Genomic DNA, 21,447 nt, shown 5'->3' with positions numbered 1-21,447 from the left:
CAACAAGAAAAGGCCAACGTCACATAAAAACCAAAAAAACCGTCGGCCCCACAACCCAAAACCCTTACCCCGCTCCCCGCGCATTATGCTCAGTCAAAAACTTGATGAGCCCGTCAATCCCGCCTTTGGAGATCTGCTCGGAAAACTGCGTCTGATAAACCTGAATCAACCAGGCCCCCAGCATATCGATGTCATAAATCTTCCAGCCTGAGTCCGTCTTCTCAAGCCGATACCCCACCGCATCATCCCCGCCGTTACTCAGCACGTGCGACTGCACCACCGCATCCTTCGCACCCGCAGGTACATCAGCCGGTAGAAACTTGAACTTCACATCCTGATCGCGCAATTGCGCCAACGACGCCGCATATGTCCTCACGAGCAGAGTCTGAAACTGCTCATACAGCTGGTTCTGCTGTTCCGGCGTCGCCGTGCTCCATGCCTTGCCCACGGCAATTCGCGTGGTTCGCCTGAAGTCGGTGGCGGGCACGAAATGTGTTACCACCACCTGCGTAATTTCGCCCATGTCGCCGCTACGCGCCTTGGGATCAGCCTTCATTGCCGTGACCGTGCCCTCGACAGCACTCTTCACGACAGCATCAGGCGCAGCCTGCGCGAAGGCGGCAGTGGAAACCACCGCTGCTGCCATAAAAGCAAACAGATAACGTTTCATAAGCTCATCAGGACAGGAAAAATGACCACTGGATGACCCGCCGGGCCACGCTCAAAGCCAGTATACCGATTTTGGCCGTTCGTCCGTGCCCCACAAACTGAGCTAATCCGCCCCACGTCGGTATACTTATGCCCTCATGCCAAAAACGCCGTCTGTGACAGGGCCTCAATCGCCTACATGCTGAAGTCATCTATCGTCCGCCTCGTCGCCTGGTCGGTGAGTCGCCCTCTGCGAGTCATCGTCATTTCGCTCCTCCTTGCGGTGCTGAGCGGTCACTACGTTGTCAATCACTTCAAGATCAATACGGACATCAGCCGCCTCGTCGAAAACGATCCAAGCTGGTCCGCACCCGGCGATGCCATCGATGCAGCCTTCCCCCAACGCGGCCAGACCATCCTCGTCGTCGTAGAGGCGCGCGCCCCCGAATACGCCGACGCGGCCGCCAATGAACTCACCGCGGCCCTCAAGAGCCAACCCAAGGAATTCGTCGCCGTCTCGCAACCCGCGGGCGGCAAGTTCTTCGAACGCAATGGTCTGCTGTTTCCATCGCTGGAAGACGTTCAGTCCACCACCGGGCAACTTGTACAATCGCGGCCGCTCGTCAACACGCTCGCAAAAGATCCCAGCCTGACCGGTCTCTCAGGCGTGCTGACGACCAGTCTGCTGCTGCCGCTGCAACTCGGTCAGATCAAGTTGAGCGACATGAGCCATCTGCTGTCGCAAAGCGCCACCGTGCTCGACGGCGTGCTGGCCGGCCAGCAGACCGCGTTCTCGTGGCGTGCCCTGGTCGACAAGAGTGTGGCCACCAATCCGGCCCACGCGTTCATCACCGTGCAGGGCGTGGTCGACTACGGCGCGCTCGAACCCGGTGCCCGCGCCTCCGCGGCGATTCGCGCCACCGCCGCCTCGCTTCATCTCGACCAGCAGTACGGCGCAACCGTGCGCCTCACCGGCGAACAGCCGCTCGCCGACGAAGAATTTGCCTCGGTGCAGGATGGCGCCGCGCTCAACGGCGCATTTACCTTCGTCGTGGTGCTCATCATTCTTTGGCTCGCGCTACGTTCGGGCCGCATGATCCTCGCGGTGTTCATCACGCTATTCGTCGGACTTGCAATCACCGCGGCGCTCGGTCTGATGATGGTCGGCGCGCTGAACATGATCTCGGTCGCGTTCATGGTGCTGTTCGTCGGGCTCGGCATCGACTTCGGCGTGCAGTTCGGCGTCAAGTATCGCGAGGAACGCAATCTCGACGATCGGATCGCCGCTGCTCTCATCAATACGGCACACACCATCGGCGTGCCGCTGACGCTTGCCGCCGTCGCCGTCGCCGAAGCCTTCTTCTCGTTCCTGCCCACCGCGTACCGTGGCGTCGCTGAGCTGGGGCAGATCGCGGGCGTCGGCATGTTCGTCGCCTACGGCACCAACATGACCTTGCTGCCCGCCCTGGTGAAACTCTTCAATCCGCCCGGCGAACCCACCGCGCCGGGTTTCAGGCAGCTCGCCCCCGTGGATGACTTTCTGGACCGCAATCGCAAGCCCGTGCTGATCGGCACGCTGGTGGTGGTGGTCGGCGCGCTGCCGCTGCTCACGCATTTGCGCTTCGACTTCAATCCGTTGCATCTGAAGGATCCGCACACGGAATCGATGGCGACGCTGCTCTCGCTGAAGGACTCGCCCGAAGCCGCGGTCAACAATGTGCAGGTGCTCGGGCCGACGCTCGCGGCTGCGGACCAGATCGCCGCGCATCTGAAGAAGCTGCCCGAAGTGGGCCGCGTCACGACGCTCAGCACCTTCATTCCGACGGATCAGCCGCAGAAGCTTCTTCTGATCAATAGCGCTGCGCAGCAACTGCTGCCCGCCCTCACCCAGCCGCCGGCGCCGCCGTCGAACGACACGCTGCGCGTCGCCGCCTTGAAGCGCGCGGCGAATCAGCTTTCGCTCGCCGCTGAAGATCATCCGGGTCCGGGCGCGGCCGAGGCGCAGCATCTGTCAGCCACGCTGCAAAAGCTGGCCGCCGCCGACCCCGCCACGCGCGACCGCGGCGAAGTCGCCATGGCCGGCACGCTGAAGATCGCGCTGAAACAACTGGCCGACTTGCTGCAGCCGAGCGAAATCACTCGCGCCACCGTGCCGCCCGATATCGCACGCGATTGGGTCGCGCCAGGCGGCCAGGCACTCGTCGACATAGGGCCGAAGGTCGCAGACGGCGCAGATCCCGGTGACGACGTCATGCTGAGCCGTTTCGCGCATGCCGTGAAAAAAGCCGAGCCGGGTGCCACCGGCGGCACGATCTCGATCCTGCATTCCGCGGATGTCATCATCAAGGCTTTCCTGCAGGCTGCCTGCTGGGCCCTGCTGACCATCACCATCCTGTTGTGGCTCGCGCTGCGGCGTATTAGTGACGTGCTGCGGACATTGATCCCGCTGCTGGTATCGGCCCTGGTGACGCTTGAGCTATGTGTTGTCTTCGGCATGCCGCTGAATTTTGCCAATATCATTGCATTGCCGCTTATGCTGGGTGTAGGCGTCGCGTTCAAGATCTACTTTGTGATGGCATGGCGCAACGGGCAAACCGGCCTGTTGCAGTCGAGCCTCACGCACGCCGTGATGTTCAGTGCGGCTACTACTGCGACCGCGTTCGGCAGCCTCTGGCTGTCGCATCACCCAGGGACGTCGAGCATGGGGCGGTTGCTGGCGCTATCGCTGTTTTGCACGCTGGTCGGTGCCGTGGTGTTTCAGCCCGTTCTGATGGGTAAGCCGCGCGCGCGTCGCGCATCGAAAGAAAAGCAAGGAATCAAGAAATGAAGATGCGAACCGCCGCGTTGGCACTGGTCGTGACAAGCCTCGCCACAGGCTGTGCCACGGGTCCCGACCGCAAGCCGGGCGACCCGCTCGAGCCCATGAACCGGGAGATTTTCAAGTTCAACGACGTGCTCGACCGCACGATCGCGCAGCCGGTCGCGAAGGGTTATCAGAAGGTCACGCCGCAGCCGCTGCGCACGGCCATCAGCAACTTCTTCTCGAACCTCGGCGATCTGGGCAATGCCGCCAACAATCTGCTGCAGCTGAAGTTCACGGATGCGACCGAAGACATCATGCGCTTCGCGTTCAATTCCACCTTCGGGCTGGGCGGTTTGCTCGACTGGGCGACGCCCGCAGGGCTGCCGAAGCACCATCAGGATTTCGGACTGACGCTCGGCCATTGGGGCGTCCCGTCTGGGCCCTATCTGGTGCTGCCGCTGTTCGGGCCGAGTTCGTTCCGCGACAGTCTCGGTTTCGCGGTGGACTTCCGCTTCAATCCGATGACCTACTTCGAACCCGCCGTGCGTAATCCGATGTGGATCGCGCAGTTCATCAGCGCCCGTTCCGACCTGCTGGGCGCTTCCGATCTGCTCCAGGCCGCCGCCCTCGACAAATACTCGTTCGTGCGCGATGCCTTTACGCAGCAGCGGCAGTCGCTGCTGCGAAGCGGCAATAAGTCCGCGCCGCCTGCGCCGTTGCCGGACTATGGCGATCCGGAAGCGCCGGGCGCCGGCGTGGCGCCGCCTGCGGCACCCGGGGACGGCGCCAACAAGGCTACGCCTGGCTTGCCCGACTATAGCGATCCAGGCGACACGTCGGCTCCCGCGGCGCCCGCTAATGGCGCGTCAGGCGCAGCGCCGGCCGGCGTGCCTGACTACACCGACCCGGGCGATGCGTCGGCACCGGCCGCACCTGCGACTGGCGCATCGGGCGCGAATCCGGCTGCCGTCCCTGCGGCGGCGCCGGATGCCGCGCCGGCCGGCAAGACGCCTGCCGCGCAATAAGTCTGCAGAACACGCTCGCGCGTCGCGCACAATGCAAACAGCCCGGCGGGTGCAAACCCGCCGGGCTGTTTGTCTTGAGGCCTCAATGCCTCAATGCATCGTATCGGCTTCCACACGTCCCGCTGAAGCGTCTTCGGCCGTCGTACCGGGCTGCGCCACCGCCGAAAGTGCGTTCGCGCGATAACGCTCGAACGCCTCGTCCGCGTATCGAATCTGCGTACGACCGTGCGGGGCCGGCTCGCCGTTCGCGCCGAGATTGACGAACACCATCTTCTCGACCGTCAAGATGCTCTTACGCGTGATCTTGTTGCGCACTTCACAGCGCAGCGTGAGCGACGTGCGGCCAAAGTGCGTCGCGGTCATGCCGAGTTCGATGATGTCGCCCTGGCGCGCCGAGCTGACAAAGTTGATCTCCGACATGAACTTGGTCACCACGCGCTGGTTGTCCAGCTGGCAAATCGCATAAATAGCGGCTTCTTCGTCGATCCAGCGCAGCAGACTGCCGCCAAACAGCGTGCCGTTCGGGTTCAGATCTTCCGGCTTGACCCATTTTCTGGTGTGAAAATTCATTTTGATATCCCGTGCTCAGGTGATCCCGAATTAGCCATGAGGCCAAAACCTAGGGTTAATACCTAGATTATACCAAATATAAGGGTTTTCCCTAGTCATCCAAAAAAGCACGGCCGCTGGGCTAAAAGCCGCTGCGGCCGTGCTTCGCAATGAGGTTCGGGATTCAGGACGCCTGTTGCAGCGCTCCCGCGGCCCCTAGCGCGTGGCGCGCCTGCACAAGCGAAGTGCGAGCGGCGCGGGCGTCGCCGGCCAGCCGGATCAATGGGCCGAGCTGCGACGGCTGCTTCAGGAGCTCACGCAGAATCGGCGCGATCGCGGTGCTGCCGTCGTCGCGCAGGCCGGCGGTGGCGGCCGACGGCAGCGAGCGCCACGCCGGATCGACGATCGCGCGGCACACCGCGAACGGCACGCCCTGCGCGGCGGCGAGCGCGCCGGCAATATGCGATTCCATATCCACAGCCAAGGCGCCAGTGGATCGGTGCAGCACCTGTTTGTCGTGGGCGCTCGTGAGCGGCGCCGTGACGGCCGCCTGCAAGCCACGGCGCAGCTGCGCGCCGAGCGGCGTGGCGGCCAGCGCGGCGCCGAGCCGCCCGGACCAGCGTGGATCAGTGGCAATGCGGCCGAACGGACCTTCGACGGCGTCCGCGACGATCATCGCGCCAGGCTGCAGATCCGGTGCGAGGCCACCGGCCGTGCCGAAGCTGACAATGCCCGAGCAACCGCGCGCGATCGCCGCGCTCAGTGCGCGCTCGAGCAGGTCCGAGCGCGCCGCGTACACCACTTCGACGCCCTCGCCTTGCGCAATGCGGGCCTCGAACGCCATCCCGGTGACTACGATCACCGGCAACCGGCCAGCACTGGATCGGGCGGACGAAAACGACTGCGTGGACTGTGTGGAATGGCTCACCGTTACATCCCGACTGCGACGCGGGTCTGCTTGTCGCGCTTCAATTGGCGGTAACGCGCCAGCGCCCACAGCGGGAAGAACTTGCGATAGCCGTGATAACGCAGATAGAACACGCGCGGGAAACCGGTCGCGCTAAAGCGCGTTTCGTCCCACAGGCCGTGCTCGCGCTGCTCGCGCAACAGATAGGCAATGCCGCGCTCGACCGCCGGATGCTCGACGCAGCCCGCCGCCATCAGCCCGAGCAAACCCCAGGCCGTCTGCGAAGCAATGCTCGGCGCCTTTTCATAGCCGCGATAGTTGAGCTTGTAGCTGGTGCCGTCTTCGCCCCAGCCGCCGTCCTCGTTCTGCACGGAAATCAGCCACTGCGCCGCGCGTTTCATGCGCGGATCGTCGGACGTCATGCCCGCGGCGTTCAGCGAGCAAAGCGCCGTCCACGTGCCGTAGATGTAGTTCATGCCCCAGCGGCCGTACCAGCTGCCGTCCGGCTCCTGCTCCTTGAGCATGTAGTCGTACGCGCGCCGCGCCGGCTCGCTGTTGGCCGGCATTTCGCCGAGTTGCGCGAGCATCGAAAGACAGCGGCCCGAGACGTCCGCAGTCGGCGGATCGAGCAACGCGCCGTGATCGGAGAACGGAATGTTGTTCAGGTAGTACTGGGTGTTTTCCGGTTCGAAAGCACCCCAGCCGCCGTCGCTGCTCTGCATGCCGACCACCCATTCGCGCGCGCGCGAAATCGCTTCGCGGTCCACATTCGATTGCGTCAGCGCCGCCGAGCGGTGCATCGCCATCACGACCACGGCGGTATCGTCGACGTCGGGATAGTGCGGGTTCGCGTACTGGAACGCCCAACCGCCGGGCCGCACATCCGGGCGGCGCGAAATCCAGTCGCCGCGCGTGTCCAGAATCTGCAGCGGACGCAACCATTGCAGGCCACGTTCGGCGGCCTGTTCGGCGCGCGGATCGCCGGTTTCGAGCAGCGCGTGCGCCACCAGCGAGGTATCCCATACCGGCGACAGACACGGCTGACAATATGCTTCGTCGTCGCGGATCACGAGCAGCTTGTCGAGCGACTTGCGTGCAATGGCGCGGTGTGGATGATCGGCCGGATAGCCCAGCACGTCGTACATCATCACGGAGTTGGCCATGGCCGGAAAGATCGCGCCCAAGCCGTCTTCGCCGTTCAGCCGCTCGTCGACGAAGGCGCGCGCCGCCTGCACGGCGCGCTCGCGCGTGTACTTCGGAAACAGCCCGTCGACCAGCCGCAACACGTTATCCACGCCGCGAAAGAAGTTGAACCAGCCCTTGCTCTGATGCGCCGCTCGCGGCAGCAACCCGGTCGTCACGGGCGCGCCGTGAAACAGTTCGTCGATCCGCACGCCGCGCGGATTGCGCGCCACCGGCCGCTTCGCGTTGAGCACCAGCAGCGGCACGATCACGGTGCGGGCCCAGTACGAAACCTTCGACAGATGGAACGGGAACCACTGCGGCAGCAGCATGATTTCGACCGGCATCATCGGCACGGCGTACCACGACACCACGCCGAACAGCGCCAGCAAAACGCGCGTAAACACATTCGACGCTTCCGCGCCGCCATGCGCGAGAATCGCCTCGCGGGCGCGGCGCATGTGTTCGGCATCCTCAGGATCGCCGATCATCTTCAGCGCGAAGTACGCCTTCACGCTGGCACTGACATCCAGCGCGCCGTCGGTGAAAAGCGGCCAGCCGCCGTTTTGCAACTGGATGCGGCGCAGATAACGCGCAATCTTCTGTTCCAGTTCCAGGTTCGGCTCTTCGCCGAGGTAGTGAACCAGCAGCACGTATTCGGCAGGGATGGTCGCGTCGGCTTCGAGTTCATAGACCCAGTGGCCGTCCGGACGCTGCGCGGCGAGGATCGCGTCGGTGGCGCGCGTCACGGCGTCGTCCAGCGTGACGGTCGGCGTGACGTTAGGCGTGGCGCTGGCCGACGCGGCGGCTGCGGCGCCGCTGGCCTCGGACGTTGCTTCGGTCGGGTCGTTGCCCATCTGCTGGGCAAGGGATAAATCGTTCATCTGCGTTCCATCGGTTCGTTCAGCAGCGTATCCGCGGCCTTCTGGCCTGAGCGGATCGCCCCTTCAATCGTTGCGGGCAGGCCAGTGGCCGTCCAGTCGCCCGCGAGCATCAGGTTGTTCCAGCGAGTGCGCATGGCCGGCCGGAGCATCTCCTGATCGGGCCGCGCCGCGAAAGTCGCCTGCTGGTCCGTCACGATTTCCCAGGCCGGCATGGGTTCGAGCGGCAGGCTTGCGGCCTGGGCCACTTCGGCCCAAACCTGTTTCGCAAGTTCTTCGCGAGCGGTGTCGAGCAGGCCCTCGGCACCGTTGATCGTCACGGATAAACGGCCCTCGTGCGCAAACAGCCACTGCGACGTCCCGTTGAGCAGCCCCGTCAGCGGCGGCACGCCGAACGGCGGTTCGACCGCGAAGTGGACGTTGAGCGTCGCACTGAAGCGGTTCGGCGCCTGCAGACCAGGCACGAGCGTCTGCGCGACCTGCGGAGGCACCGTGAGGATCACCGCGTGTCCGGCCTCGAGCGTGACGGTTTCGTCGGCAAAATTCAGCGCGGCGACACGGCGCGTGCCTTCATTTGCAAACTCGATGCCGTTGAGCGGCGAGCCGAGCCGGATGGCCGCGCCGCCGTGCTGCAACAGGCGCAGCGCGGGATCGACGAAGGCGCTGCTCAGGCCATTGCGGGCGATCAGCGGACGGCACGCCGGGCCGCCCGCAGCCAGCGTCTCGCGCGCCAGCGCGGCGGCCAGTTCCGCCGTGGCCTCGCGCGGCTCGAGGTTCAAAAACACCCTGAACAGGGGTCGCAGCAGCCGGTCCCACAGCACGCCGTCGCAGCGCATGGTCTGCGCCAGGGTCCGGCCGGGTTTTGCGAGCAGTAACGGCATGAGCGACAGGTAGTCGCCCGGATTCGTATTCGGCACGCGGGCCGCCTGATCGAAAATCCACCACGGCAAGCGGCCTGGCGACAGCCGCACCGTCCAGCGCGCCCGGGTGGCGAGATCCATGAATGGATATTCCGGCTGATCCGGGCCGACCAGTTCATCGGCAGCACCGATTGCGCGCAGGTAATTCAGCGTCGCGGTGTAACCGGACAGCACCAGGTGATTGCCGCTGTCGATTGTGGTCCCAGGCGTGCGGTCGTAATAAGACCGGCAACGTCCACCTGCTTGCAGCGCCGCCTCGTGCAGCACGACCTGCGCGCCGCGCCGCTGCAATTGCACCGCAGCGGCCAGACCGGCGAGGCCTGCGCCGATCACGTGGACGAGCTTCAACATCAGAAAAATGCGTACCGGGCGACGATCCACAAGAGCCGCGCACGCGGCTTGCGGACTTTCGTGCGCGGCATGTCGAAGCCGCGTTCGACGGTGCGCTCCAGAAGAACGCGATAGACGCCGGACATGATGCGCGGCGCACGGACCTGGCCGCGCGGCACGGTATCCATGATCGCGTCGGCTTTGGCAAAGTGGTCGCGGGCACGTGCCACGAGCGGCGCGCAGACGCGCGGCAGCGACGGATCGTCCGCGATCGCCGTGGGCGTCGCCGTGGCGATGCCTTCGAGCGCCAGCAACTCGCGCGGCAGATAGCAGCGGTTCATCTCGGCGTCTTCGTCGATATCGCGCAGGATGTTGGTCAATTGCAGCGCGCGGCCGAGGTGATGCGCCAGCTCGCGGCCGGGCGCTTCCTGCATCCCGAATATCCTCACCGATAGACGCCCCGCCGCACTCGCGACGCGGTCGCAATACAGGTCGAGCGTGTCTTCGTCCGGTGCGCAGATGTCGGCAGCGGCGTCCATGGCCATGCCGTCGATCATGGCGTGGAAATCTTCGCGCTGCAGATGAAACGTATGAATGTGCCGCGTCAGCGCGCGCAGCGACGCGCGCGGCGCACCGGCGTAGCAGGCGTCGATGTCGGCGCGCCAGCGTTCGAGCCCCGCGGCGCGCTCCGCGCGCGGCAGATCGCTGTCGGCGATATCGTCGACAGCGCGGCAAAAAGCGTAGATCTGATACATTGCATCGCGCTGCGCGGCCGGCAGGATGCGCATCGCAAGATAGAACGAGCTGCCCGATGAGGCGGCAGCGGCGTCAGTCTCTGTATCGTCCACGACAAGATTGGAAACAGCCAAGACGATCTCCGCTGAGGGGCCCTCTGGAGGCGGTCATGAAATCATGCCTGCCCGCAGGGCAAGCCGCGCGCGCGGACACGCGCGTGTACGCCGGCAGGGATGCCGGAAACGGCGAAAAGTATAACAACCTTTGCGGGATAACGCAGTTTAGGGGAACAATCCGCGGCTAACGGTGCATTACCGATGGCGTTGGCCGGCCGGATCGCCCGCCCTGTCTCAGATGAACGCGACCGACCGGTTGCGTCCCTGACGCTTTGCGCTGTAGAGCGCGGCGTCGGCTTCGTTGATCAACACGTCGTAATTGGGGACACCGACGCGCGCCGCCGCCCCGCCCACACTGGCCGTCACCGGCACGCTGACGCCTTGCACGTCAACCGGCGTGTCGCCGATCGTATGACGGATCTTTTCAGCCACCAGCATGGCGTCGTCGAGCGGCGTGCACGGCAGCAGCAGCGCGAATTCCTCGCCGCCGAAGCGGCCAAAAGTATCCTGCAACCGCACCACCTGCGCGACCCGCTGTGCCATCTCGCGCAGCACGCTGTCGCCGACCACGTGGCCGAACTGGTCGTTGATCTTCTTGAAGTGGTCCAGATCGAACAGCAGCACCGACATGTCGCCGCCGTAACGCTGCCAGCGCGTGTATTCGTCGCGCAAGCGCACTTCGAAATAGCGGCGGTTGGCGATACCGGTCAGGCCGTCGCGGTCGGCGTATTCCTGCAGCTTCGCGACCGCTTCCTCACGCTCGCGTTGCACGATGCTCACGTGGGTCACGTCGGAGACGGTCACGCACACGGCCACCACTTCGCGATCCCGCGTCAGCGGCATGAACGTGCAGTCCTGCTGCATGAAATCGACGCCACCGGTAATCGGCCGGTCGTGGTCGAACTTGAACAGATACGGGCGCTGCTCCCACGAGCTGAATGCAAAACTGCCCAGCTGGAACACGCTTTCCAGCTTGCGGGTCAGCCAGACGCGCGGCAATTCGGGGAAATTGGCGAAAATCGATTTGCCGACCACCTGCTCGGCCGGCAAACCGCTGTGATCCTGCATGAAGCGATTCCACATCAGCACCTTCATCTCGCGATCGAGAACGAAAATACCAAAGCCGACGCGTTCGACGACCAGATCGCTCAACGAGGCAGGAGAAACGTTCATAGGCTGGACAACAGCGCGTCGAGCGCGTGATTCATATGGCGGATCGATTCTTCCGCCATGAGCATGACGAGATGGGCGCGGAAACTCTGATCTTCCAGCGTGAAGTTGACTTCGACGAGCAATGCCACTTCCCAGGCGAGCACGCCGGGCTGGAACACGTCGTCAAGCGACATCGACTCGCCGAGCAGCCCCGGCGGCGAAAACACCGGCGTGCGGCCCAGCTGGTCGAGAATGCAGGACACGCAAGCGCCCGTCAGCACATTGGCGACGTCGAACACCAGTTCCTGCTGGCTGATCTTTTCGTAGGCGGAGCGCGCGTACGGGTCGTTGACGAGCGCGCACAACTGCTCGATGCTGCCGCTGCGGCAGATCACCAGCGCCTCACCCTTGATGTCCGAGCGGAAACCCTGGCGCACCGCGCTCACGGTTTCCTGAATGCCGGTCATGTCACGCAGCGCCTGGGCAGCGTCGGCAATGGCGACCATCTGCACGCGCGGTACGGACAGTTCGATGAAGGCATCCAGCAGGCTCGCGAGACGCTTCGCGGCCTGACCCATCGCGAGGTTCGCGACCTCCTGCAGCGCGTCGCGCTGATCTTCGTTGAGGACTGGCTCAGACATACAACCCGTACTCCTTGAGGATGGGTAGTACCGCCTCGGGGGTGACGGGCTTGGCGATAAAGGCAATGGCCCCTAGCGTGCGCACGCGCTCCTGCGCCATGGGCTGCACGTCGGCGGACACGACAATCACGAACGTGTTCAGATCTTCGTGCTGCAAGGCCTCCAGCACCTGGTAGCCGGTCATATCCGGCATCGTCAGGTCGAGGAACATCACCGACGCCTTGCCTTCGCGGTACAGCTCGAGCGCTTCGCGCCCGTTCGATGCGTAGGTAACGTCGACATCCCAATCCGTCGGCAGCGCCTTTGTGAGCACCTTACGGGCAAGCAGCGAATCGTCGGCGATCACAATGGGCAATGACATGGCGGAGGGTCGTAAAACGGGATGGGCTCGTTCGTTGTTAACGGCAACTATCAGGAGTTCTTTAGCGGCTCAAGGACTGACTGCCGCAAAAAGCTGATGACGAGCCCGGCGCAACTGCAGCTTGCGAGAGGGCGAAATGGGCGCACGTTCGCGCGCGTGCGGCGGGCACGATGAGATGCGCATGAGCGCATGCTGGACAACGACGATGACCGGCATGTTCGAGCCCCCGTAGATGATCAGCGCAGCCGGTGGCTCCCATGGAGTCCAGCCTGCGGCGCGGGTTTCCGCGACCCCTTCCGTCACGCGTGAACGCGTTGTCTGGCTGGCCCTCGCGGCAAATGCGTCCGAACATGGCAGACGCGATTCTTATCATGGACGGGATTTTCGATTTAAACCGGCGAAAAGGCAACCCGCCAAATTGGATTTGACGGACAAAATCCGCTCATTCAATCTCTTTTACAAGAACAATTTAACCGGCATGGTCGGCAAAACCCGCTGCCTTTACTTTTGTGTACGTTTGCGCTTCCAGATTCGTCACTGTTTTGCAAAAAACTTCGACATTCCTTTGGCGGTCTATTGTTACCGATCCGATAGGCGCGTACGGCATTCCCTACTTCTCGTATCATGATGATCGTAAGTTCTTTCGTCCCAGCCGATCGAAACGGTATTAAAGATGACAACTGACCGGACCGACTCGCGCGAAGCCAACCGCTCCTCCGCTAACCGGCAGGACGGAGCGCTGTTCCCGGTGGTACCGGAGCAGAATTTCCAGGTCCGGCGCATCACGCTGATTGCCCTGCTGATTGCGGCGATCGTGCTGCCGTGCGTCTACGTCGCCGCCATGGCGTTCAGCGACTTCCGGGCGCGCGAAGCCGACGCCACCGATCTGACGCTGCGTACCGTACGCGTTGCCGAAGAACATGCGCTGAAGGTGTTCGACATGAATGAAGCGCTCGATGCGCGCGTTGTCGACCTGGTGCAAGGACTTGACGACGACGGCATCCGGGCCCGCCAGGATGAGATTCACGCCAAACTGAGCACGATGGGCGGCGGCTATCCGCAGGTCGCGGCGGTCTCCATTTTCGGCCGGGACGGCACCCTGCTTGCCAGCAGCCGCTTTTACCCGGCACCGCCCATCTCGATTGTCGAGCGCGACGATTTCAGCGGCATCCGCGACGGCAAAGTGCTCGAACACGTCTCGAAGGTCATGGAAGGCCGGGTTGCCGATGAACGGGTGTTCAATACGGGCGTGCCGCGCCGCGCGGCCGACAGTTCATTCGCGGGGGTGGTGTCGGTGGCGCTGCGACCCGGTTATTTCGACGCGTTCTACCGCGAGTTGCTCGGCGGCAAAGACACGCCGATGACCATGAGCCTGACGCGCGCCGACGGCGCCGTGCTCGCCCAATACCCCGCCGAGCCGAACCAGCCCGCAGCGATCGCGGCGCATACGCCGCTTGGCAACGCCCTCGCCCAGGGGCAGCGTTTCGGTGTCGTCACGATGCACTCGGCGCTCGGCCACGACACCATGATCGTCGCGTACCGCCGGGTTGGCGCGTATCCGGTCTACGTGTCGTGCGGCTATCGGACGTCCGCGATCTGGGCGGCCTGGTATCGCCACCTGAGCGTGTTGATCCTCTCGCTGTTCACGCCGTCCATCGTGCTGTGGTGCGTGATCTGGCTGTCGCTGCGGCGGCTGGGCGCGGAAGAGGAAGCGTGGGAGCGCTGGCAGGCCGAGGCGTCGATGCGCCGTTCAATTGAATCCGCCTACCGCCAGTCGCGCAAGATGGAAGCCCTCGGCAACCTGGTGGGCAGCGTCGCGCACGACTTCAACAATCTGTTGATGATCATCTCGGCGAACGTGCAGATCGCCCGGCGACGCGGTGCGCCGGGGCTCGACCGCGAGTTGTCCGCAGTCGAACGGGCTCTCAAGAGCGGTCAGTCGTTGACCCGGCAGTTGCTCGGCGTGGCCCGCAAGCAGCCGTTGCGCAACGAAACACTCGTCGTCGAGCGCTGGCTGCCGGCCTGCCGCGAACTGCTGCGAGCGTCGCTGGGCGCGAAAATCTCGCTCGTGATGGACCTGGGCGTCAACGTCTGGCCGATGCGGGTCGACGTCGCCGAACTCGAACTTGCACTGATCAATCTCGCCGTCAACGCGCGCGACGCCATGCCCAATGGCGGCCGCTTCACGGTGCGGGCGGGCAACATCACGTTCCGTCACGAGGACGGTTTTCCGCTGACGGGCGATTTTGTACAGCTATCGCTTGAAGACACGGGCGTGGGCATGCCGCCGGACGTGCTCGCCCGGGCCTTCGAGCCGCTCTTCACGACCAAGCCGAAGGGCATGGGCACCGGCCTCGGTTTGCCGCAGGTGTTCGCCTTTTGCGAGCGCTCCGGCGGCCTCGCAGCGATCGACAGCGCGATTGGCGCCGGCACTTCAGTGCGGCTTTACCTGCCGCGGGCCGCCGCCGCACCGGAGCTCGAGCATCCCGACGAGCCGAAGAGCGCCGAGGAGGCTGCTCCGCTGCAAGGCCTGCGCATCCTGCTGGTCGAGGATAACGACGAAGTCGCGGCGGGCACCGAGGCTCTGCTGCAAATGATGGGCCACCAGGTCACCTGCGTCTTCAACGCCGACACTGCCCTGCGGCTCTTCGACGACGCCCACGCCAGGCAGGCCCGCACGGGCGAGCCTCTGCCGTTCGATCTGGTGCTGTCCGACATCCACATGCCAGGCACGGCGAACGGCATCGATCTGGCCGAAGCCGTCCAGGCCTTCGAAACCCGTCTTCCGGTGATTCTGGTCACGGGTTACGCCGAGGAGCTTGACCGTGCCCGTCACGTGGATGTGCGGGTGTTGTCGAAGCCCTTCGATATCGCGCTGCTCGACAAACTCCTGCAGGGGATCCAGCGCGATTTGAGCCAGGCGAGCGCGCATCCGGCGGAGTAACGGCGCGGGGGCTTCGGGCTTCGGGCTTCGGGCTTCGGGGTCCAGCGCGTTCAGCTTCTGATCCACGCCCCGACCGCCTTCCGCGAATTACCTGCCTTTGTAAAAAGCGCGCCGGGCGGCGGTCTTGGCGCGAACGCCCGCCCCCGCGCCATACGCTCTCGGCCCTTGCTGGCAGACGTTCGCCCCGGGCGCAAGCCGCGGCCAGTCCCGGCACGATCGTTGCGGCTTTCACGGGAAGGACGGCTCGCGCGCGTGCGCTGGGCCGCCCAGTCCAACGTCGGGAGACAGCCATGCGACATACCGTGATCGGTTTATTCGACACCTATACCCAGGCGGAAAGCGCGCGCGATACGCTCGTGCAAACCGGTTTCGCCTACGACACGATCGAGCTTCAAGCCAATCCCGAGCCGTCGGCCGCGGGCGCAGCGGACGCGGTGGAGCATGCCAGCGTGCTGGCGAATATCGAACGGTTCATTTCCAGTCTGTTTGCGAAGGAGCCTCGTGCGCCCGAGGCCCAGCGCTACGCGGATGCCGTGCGGCGCGGCGCCGTGCTGGTTTGCGTGAACGCGGCCAGCGAGTCGCACGCGGAGCTTGCAAGCAGCACGCTGTCGCGGCTCGGCGCAACGGATATCGGCGAGCGCCTGCCCGGCTGGCAAGCCGAGTTGGCCGACGCGGATACGCGTCGCGATCATTCAGTGCTCGACGAGCTTGGGATGAGTACGACCCCTTCTACGCCTGCCGCGCGCCGTGCCGCGGATGAGCCCATGCGGACCACGCCGACGCCACCTGCCGAGCCGCATCTCGAAGATCCACTGACGGCGCGGCCGCTGGGCGAAGCCGCCACCCTGAACACGATCGCGGCCGGGAGTGCGCCGGGGTTCGGCGCCGTGTTCACGCCCGTCGACGTCGCGCCGGCGGCAAGGCGGCCGGAACCGGTAGGCGAGACCATTCCGGACGAATTTCTCGAATACGAAGAGGATTTCCGCGGTCACTACGACGAACAGTACGCCAGCGAAAGCTCGCGTTATGAGGATTATGTGCCGGCCTACCGCTACGGCGCGTCGATTGCGCGCGACGTGCAGTATCGCGACCGCCCCTGGGACGACGTCGAGCCTGAAGCACGGCGTCATTGGGAAACCACCTCGCCGGACAAGGCCGATACCTGGGAACGCTTCAAGGTCGCAGTGCGGCACGGCTGGGAACGCGTGACGGGACATCATCACGTGTAATTCACGGTGCGGCGTCGATACGCAGGGCGCGGCTGCTTATTGGACGCCGCCGGTCGTGGTGCAATCTGGGTCGTTCCGTTCGTGGGCCGCTTTACTCAGGTCCCGTCACGATCGAAGGCAACCGCCGGAAATCCCGGCGGTATGCGGCAAAGGTTGCACAACGTTGGCGCCTGGAAATTAAGGGCATTACCGATCCGCGAAGCGTGTCCGGTGGATAACCGAACGCGCAACAGAGTTATCCACAATTTCACTGAATAACCTTGTGGATAACTGGGGGTTTTGCCTTTCCAGTCAAGCACGCCTCCGCTTTGAGACGAATTGAGGCAAACAGGCGTTCTCTTCAGAATTTCGGTGACCCGTTGAGCATAGCGCGTCCGGCGGTGCTGATGTGCAATGCGCCCCGTCCGGCACAACCGTGCAGGGCGTGGGCCGCGGCCTATGTTCATTTCATGGAGGATCCAGTAATGGCTCACATCCCTACACCCCCCGTCACGCCCGACTACGCAGGAAAATCGCATGATGAAGCGTTCGCCGCGCGCAAAAAGCAAAAACAGAGGTCCCAGGAGTCGCCCGGCGGCGAAATGGCAGTGGACGGAACGCAAGCGGACGCGCAGCATAGCTGCGGCGAACTGTCGGAGCACGGCAAGGACGTATGGCGCCGAGGAAGCGGAATGGATGGCGGCGGCATGGACGGCGGCGGCAAGCCGTAGAACAGCCCACTCAAATGCACTATAACAACGGAGGCTTTATGTCATACCGCCCAGATGCAGCGCGTCCCCTGCGGGACAGGCGCACGGAATTCGATCTCGCAGAACAGGCACGTGCGGAAAAACGCAAGCAGGACGACGCGCAGATCAATTCCAGCGCGGAAAAATGGCGCTATCGACCAGTGACGCCGACGGAAAAGGCGCCAGAATAGGCACTGATGAAGAGCAGTTAAGCGAAAAAGCCGCACAAACGTGCGGCTTTCTGTTGTCTTGGGCGATCCATGAATGGTCCCTCAGGGATATTCGCGCCAGAGGTCATTCCGGGACGGCGATGTCCCCGTCTACCAGTTGCAGTCCGTAGGTCAACGCGTAGTGCTCGGCGGCTTCGGCATTTTCAAAGAATGGCATGCCGGCGTGCCCCTGAAACGGGTAGATCACGCGGTTGTCGCTCAAGCGGATCACCTTGAGCGTCGGCACGCTGCCGCTCGAGGTCCGGCGCGACGACGCCACGACGCTATAGTTCGCCCGGCCCGTACGGTCCGAGCCGTCGTGTGACGCCTGGCGCCGGGTGGCGGTGGAGTTGGCCATCAGTGCGCGACTCACAGGCCTACAATCGATTGACCCGCGATCATGCCGTCGATGACGAGTTCGGCGTGGCTCGCCGAGGCCATCCGCGCGTCGCCTGTCGTGCCAAATGGTGCGCGGCTCGGCACGCGAAACACCCGGCTGGTCGTCACCGAGTCGTCAGTACCGCGCCGGCATATTTTCACGGCGGCGTCGAAGCCCGCATCGTAATGACGCGTACCGTTTGCGCCGCGGGGCTGATGCGGATAGACCAGGGGATAAATCTCAAGTCCGCGATAGCTTCTAATGATGTTGTTCATGGTGATCGTCTCCGGTAGGTGGCGTGTCGATGCGCGCAAAGACGGTCGCCATCCGTCAGGCAGGATGCGCGGCTACGCGAACTGACATGGAAGAAAGGATCCTGTTCGATCCGGGGAGCGCAGTGAGATGAAAATTTCGACTGGTCGGAGCAGATGCGCGAGAGATGCTCAGGTAGCTCTCAGGTGGCTTTCAGGCAGTTGACCCACTGTAGCACGTATGCCTGCCGGTCATGAGGTTCATTTCGGGATAGCGTTGAACCGGATCCGGGGTCGTTTGGCAGCGGAAAAAATGGACGCGGTCACGGCCGCCCATTTTCCAGGCGGCGTGCGCCACACTCGAAACGATGCCGAACACAATCAATCTTTAAACTTGTTGTCATAAAAGCGTCTGCCGGACGACTCAGTCCAATAAAGTCATCGTGTTCCGGCGGATCTATGCTGAATACCCGTTCTTGTCAGCAGGAACCTGCGAGAAAATGGGCGCCGCGCCATCCTTGGGCGTTAGAAAAACCATCCACTCATGAAGACGATCGATCTTGCAGAACACGCGCACGTGCGCGTCCATCCGGTGATGACATCGTTCGACGGCGCGGGCCGGAGGCCCACATGACTCAGTCCGCCAGAGCCTCGTCCGATGACCCGGTCTACCTGACGCAGCTGCGGCGCGACCTGCTACGCTTTGCGCGGTTGCAATTACGCGATGCCGCCGCAGCCGAGGATGCCGTCCAGGAAGCGCTCGCGGCGGCGTGGACACAGGCTGACCGGTTCGGCGGCCAATCGGAGCACAAAACCTGGGTGTTCGGCATCCTTCGTCACAAGCTGGTTGACACACTACGCGCCCGCAAACGCACCGTGAATCTGTCCGAGCTCGAATCCGAACTGGACGACGAGGCGCTGCTCGATCGCGAGCTGTTCAAGGACAACGGCCACTGGTCCAGCGAGTCCAAACCGCGTCCGTGGCCGACGCCGGAAACCGCGTTGCGCCAGCAGCAGTTCTGGCAACTGTTCGAAATGTGTCTGGATCATCTGCCGGAGCACATTGGACGGGTGTTCATGATGCGCGAGTTTCTCGATCTCGAGACCGAGGAGATCTGCAGCGAATTGCAAATGACCGCGAATCACTGCAGCGTCCTGATCTATCGTGCACGCCTGCGTCTGCGCACGTGCCTTACCGAGAAGGGCCTTTCCAGAGAGGATGCGAATGGGGAAATGTAAAAACATTACGCGTCTGCTGTCGGATGCGCTGGACCGTCCATTGAGCGCGGGCGAATGGATCGCAGTGGGTCTGCATCTGCCCACCTGCAGCGGTTGCCGCAACTATCGCAAGCACATCAGCCTTTTGCGTGCGGCGTCGCGTGAAGTCAGCGGTCTCGACAGGACACCGGAAACACCTTCGGACGATTGATTGCGCGTCGGCGTGGCTGGATTTACAGCTAGCGCTCGCGGGGCAGCGTCGCGCCGTATCGTTCGAGAAACGCCGCGTGCGCGGCTTCGTCGATCTGCACGGCATGTCGCGCCTCATTGGCCGGATGTTTCGCGAGCATGGCTTGCGGCCGGATAGGCCGATGTTCGAAGTTGCCGCCGCAATTCGGACACACATTCTGTAGGCGACTCAACGCGCAGGCCTCGCAAAAGGTGCATTCATAGCTGCAAATCATCGCCTCCGTGGCATCGGGCGGCAACAGCTTGCCGCATCCTTCGCAGGACGGTCTCAGTTCAAGCATCACGTGCTCCGTATCGGCTCGGGTTGAAGCAAGGCACACGCAACGGCGTGCCCTTGCAGATGGCCCAGTGTAAGAGACCACGGATGGCGGGCGCTGCCATTCAGGTATCAATCGCTGCCGCCCGCGAAGCTCCACGACATCAGGTCAGCACGCCCCATAACACGAGCGTGAGCGCGAGACCGACCACCGAGACGATAGTCTGCAAAATCGACCACACAAACACCGTCTGTTTGAGTTGCAGTCCGAAATATTCGCGCACCATCCAGAAACCTGCGTCGTTGACGTGGCAGAAGAACACGGAGCCGGCGCCGATCGCCAGCGCCATCAACGAATTGTGCGTCGGGCTCAGGCCCATGACGACCGGAGCGACGATCCCGGCCGTCGTCGTGGTGGCGACAGTGGCAGAACCTGTGGCCTGACGTAGTGCGACGGCGATCAGCCACGCCAGCAGAATCAGCGGCAGATGCGCGCCGACCGCGATCTTGCCGATGGTCGTGCTGATGCCGGCGATGACCAGTGTCTGCTTGAGTCCGCCGCCCGCACCAATGGTCAGCAGCAGCGCCGCGATGGGCGGCAGGCTCTTGCGCAGGATGGCGCCGACGCGATCGCGCGGCATTCCCCGCGACCAGCCCAACACAACGATCGCGAACAGCACCGTGAGGCCGAGGGCGATCAGCGGTTCACCGAGGAAGTTCAGCGCGTCGAACAGGAACGTTTCCGGCTTGAGCAGCAGCCTGGCGACCGTGCGGCCCAGCATCAGAATCACCGGCAGCAGGATCGTGATGAGCGAGATGGCGAACCCGGGCGGCTCACCTGTGTCGGCCTGCGCGGAAAACAGCTTGCCCATCTCTTCGGGTTCGACGACGTGCATCCGTTTGGACAACCAGATCCCGTAGAGCGGGCCGGCAAGAATCACAGCCGGAATCGCGACAATCAAACCCAGCCCGAGCGTCAGACCGAGATCGGCGTGCAATGCGCTGACGGCGATCAGCGGGCCCGGATGCGGCGGCAACAGCGCGTGCAGCGTGGTCATGCCGGCGAGCGCGGGAATCGCGATGCGCAGAATCGGTTGCTGCGAGCGGCGCGCCATCACGAAGATGATCGGCACCATCATCACGAGGCCGACTTCGAAGAAGAGCGGCAGACCGACGACGATCGCCACCAGCGCCATCATCCAGGGCAGCAAACGCGGCGTGGAATGATCGAGGATGGTCGACACGAGCCGATCCGCCGCGCCGGACTCGGCCATCAGCGCGCCAAGCATCGCGCCTAACGCGATGATGATGCCCACGTCGCCGAGCAGCGCGCCGGCCCCTTTGCTGAACGCCCCGGCCACCGCTTCGAGCGGCAGACCGGCTGCAAATCCCGCCGCGAACGTGCCGACCAGAATCGACAGGAACGGGGCGAGCTTCAGGGCGCTAATGAAAACGATGATCAGCGCGAGACCGAGCAGGCAGGAAAGGATGAGCTGGGTGTCGTGGGCCGACCACGGCGCGAGTGTTGACGTCAAATGCACGGTGTCCCTTGTTTGTCGATTGATTCAGCCGCGGTCTGGCGCGGATGTCGGCGATTGTAGCGGGGCGTGGGCGCCGCGGGCATTTGGGTCGGCGCGGGTGAGCATTGATGGTGGGATCGTTGCCGGCCTATTGCGGGCCTTTCGCAGGCCTTTCGCGCGACTTCTGCGCGACTCTTGCGCGACGCGTGATGGT

The 21,447-nt window shown here is 63.8% G+C and carries 20 protein-coding genes; 7 read left to right on the top strand and 13 right to left on the bottom strand.

The genetic code is table 11. The annotated features are described in order from the left end of the window. Positions 1-64: 64 nt before the first annotated feature. Entirely contained in the window at positions 65-670 is a 606-nt protein-coding gene (locus tag VGH41_RS14075; RefSeq protein WP_331598057.1) for an ABC transporter substrate-binding protein, read from the bottom strand. Between the two features lie 177 nt (positions 671-847). Here VGH41_RS14075 and VGH41_RS14070 point away from each other — a divergent pair, with 177 nt between their 5' ends. Together VGH41_RS14070 and VGH41_RS14065 are read left to right on the top strand one after the other, a co-directional pair. Next, positions 848-3,475: an MMPL family transporter gene (locus VGH41_RS14070; RefSeq protein WP_331598056.1), complete on the top strand. Its 2,628-nt coding sequence runs from the start codon at positions 848-850 to the stop codon at positions 3,473-3,475. Further along, complete coding sequence (locus tag VGH41_RS14065) at positions 3,472-4,476, top strand: MlaA family lipoprotein (RefSeq protein WP_331598055.1); 1,005 nt, start codon at positions 3,472-3,474, stop codon at positions 4,474-4,476. The genes VGH41_RS14070 and VGH41_RS14065 overlap by 4 nt, the downstream gene beginning before the upstream one ends. Positions 4,477-4,566: 90 nt before the next feature. Here VGH41_RS14065 and VGH41_RS14060 read toward each other — a convergent pair whose 3' ends face one another. From VGH41_RS14060 to VGH41_RS14025, 8 genes are all read right to left on the bottom strand, one after another. Then, the gene (locus tag VGH41_RS14060; RefSeq protein ID WP_331598054.1) at positions 4,567-5,046 is read right to left on the bottom strand and encodes an acyl-CoA thioesterase; all 480 of its coding nucleotides are present in this window, start codon (positions 5,044-5,046) and stop codon (positions 4,567-4,569) included. Positions 5,047-5,209: 163 nt separating this feature from the next. Next, a complete protein-coding gene (locus tag VGH41_RS14055; protein WP_331598107.1) occupies positions 5,210-5,869 on the bottom strand; it encodes a phosphorylase in 660 nt (219 codons plus the stop codon). Positions 5,870-5,955: 86 nt separating this feature from the next. After that, positions 5,956-7,998: a squalene--hopene cyclase gene (gene shc, locus VGH41_RS14050; RefSeq protein ID WP_331598053.1), complete on the bottom strand. Its 2,043-nt coding sequence runs from the start codon at positions 7,996-7,998 to the stop codon at positions 5,956-5,958. Next, on the bottom strand, positions 7,995-9,266 hold the full coding sequence (gene hpnE, locus VGH41_RS14045) for a hydroxysqualene dehydroxylase HpnE (RefSeq protein ID WP_331598052.1): 1,272 nt from the start codon (positions 9,264-9,266) through the stop codon (positions 7,995-7,997). Before hpnE ends, shc begins: the two co-directional genes overlap by 4 nt. Next, complete coding sequence (hpnD, locus tag VGH41_RS14040; protein ID WP_331598051.1) at positions 9,266-10,114, bottom strand: presqualene diphosphate synthase HpnD; 849 nt, start codon at positions 10,112-10,114, stop codon at positions 9,266-9,268. Before hpnD ends, hpnE begins: the two co-directional genes overlap by 1 nt. Before the next feature lie 216 nt (positions 10,115-10,330). Further along, the gene (locus tag VGH41_RS14035) at positions 10,331-11,269 is read right to left on the bottom strand and encodes a diguanylate cyclase (protein WP_331598050.1); all 939 of its coding nucleotides are present in this window, start codon (positions 11,267-11,269) and stop codon (positions 10,331-10,333) included. Continuing rightward, the gene (locus VGH41_RS14030) at positions 11,266-11,889 is read right to left on the bottom strand and encodes a chemotaxis protein CheC (RefSeq protein ID WP_331598049.1); all 624 of its coding nucleotides are present in this window, start codon (positions 11,887-11,889) and stop codon (positions 11,266-11,268) included. The genes VGH41_RS14035 and VGH41_RS14030 overlap by 4 nt, the downstream gene beginning before the upstream one ends. After that, positions 11,882-12,250: a response regulator gene (locus VGH41_RS14025; protein ID WP_331598048.1), complete on the bottom strand. Its 369-nt coding sequence runs from the start codon at positions 12,248-12,250 to the stop codon at positions 11,882-11,884. Before VGH41_RS14025 ends, VGH41_RS14030 begins: the two co-directional genes overlap by 8 nt. Positions 12,251-12,923: 673 nt before the next feature. Here VGH41_RS14025 and VGH41_RS14020 point away from each other — a divergent pair. From VGH41_RS14020 to VGH41_RS14010, 3 genes are all read left to right on the top strand, one after another. Next, on the top strand, positions 12,924-15,194 hold the full coding sequence (locus VGH41_RS14020) for a hybrid sensor histidine kinase/response regulator (protein ID WP_331598047.1): 2,271 nt from the start codon (positions 12,924-12,926) through the stop codon (positions 15,192-15,194). A 290-nt stretch (positions 15,195-15,484) separates the two neighbouring features. Continuing rightward, a complete protein-coding gene (locus VGH41_RS14015; RefSeq protein WP_331598046.1) occupies positions 15,485-16,423 on the top strand; it encodes a hypothetical protein in 939 nt (312 codons plus the stop codon). Between the two features lie 464 nt (positions 16,424-16,887). After that, entirely contained in the window at positions 16,888-17,133 is a 246-nt protein-coding gene (locus VGH41_RS14010) for a hypothetical protein (protein ID WP_331598045.1), read from the top strand. Between the two features lie 312 nt (positions 17,134-17,445). Here the strand turns inward: VGH41_RS14010 and VGH41_RS14005 are convergent, their stop codons facing one another. Both VGH41_RS14005 and VGH41_RS14000 read right to left on the bottom strand, forming a co-directional pair. After that, positions 17,446-17,718: a DUF6723 family protein gene (locus VGH41_RS14005; RefSeq protein ID WP_331598044.1), complete on the bottom strand. Its 273-nt coding sequence runs from the start codon at positions 17,716-17,718 to the stop codon at positions 17,446-17,448. A gap of 11 nt (positions 17,719-17,729) precedes the next feature. Next, entirely contained in the window at positions 17,730-18,014 is a 285-nt protein-coding gene (locus VGH41_RS14000; RefSeq protein WP_331598043.1) for a hypothetical protein, read from the bottom strand. A gap of 606 nt (positions 18,015-18,620) precedes the next feature. Between VGH41_RS14000 and VGH41_RS13995 the strand changes: the two genes are divergently transcribed. Together VGH41_RS13995 and VGH41_RS13990 are read left to right on the top strand one after the other, a co-directional pair. After that, entirely contained in the window at positions 18,621-19,229 is a 609-nt protein-coding gene (locus VGH41_RS13995) for an RNA polymerase factor sigma-70 (RefSeq protein ID WP_331598042.1), read from the top strand. Beyond that, complete coding sequence (locus tag VGH41_RS13990; RefSeq protein ID WP_331598041.1) at positions 19,216-19,419, top strand: zf-HC2 domain-containing protein; 204 nt, start codon at positions 19,216-19,218, stop codon at positions 19,417-19,419. Before VGH41_RS13995 ends, VGH41_RS13990 begins: the two co-directional genes overlap by 14 nt. A gap of 28 nt (positions 19,420-19,447) precedes the next feature. On the opposite strand, the gene VGH41_RS13985 is transcribed toward VGH41_RS13990, so the two are convergent. Both VGH41_RS13985 and VGH41_RS13980 read right to left on the bottom strand, forming a co-directional pair. Beyond that, positions 19,448-19,738: a DUF1272 domain-containing protein gene (locus VGH41_RS13985; RefSeq protein WP_331598040.1), complete on the bottom strand. Its 291-nt coding sequence runs from the start codon at positions 19,736-19,738 to the stop codon at positions 19,448-19,450. A gap of 139 nt (positions 19,739-19,877) precedes the next feature. Next, positions 19,878-21,254 (bottom strand): gluconate:H+ symporter, encoded by a 1,377-nt coding sequence (locus tag VGH41_RS13980; RefSeq protein ID WP_331598039.1) that lies wholly within the window; start codon positions 21,252-21,254, stop codon positions 19,878-19,880. Between the last annotated feature and the right edge of the window lie 193 nt (positions 21,255-21,447).

The sequence above is a fragment of the Paraburkholderia sp. genome (assembly GCF_036488795.1).
GTDB lineage: Bacteria > Pseudomonadota > Gammaproteobacteria > Burkholderiales > Burkholderiaceae > Paraburkholderia.
The sequence above is the reverse complement of the archived record's forward strand: the minus strand, read 5'-3'. Positions and strand labels throughout refer to the sequence as shown.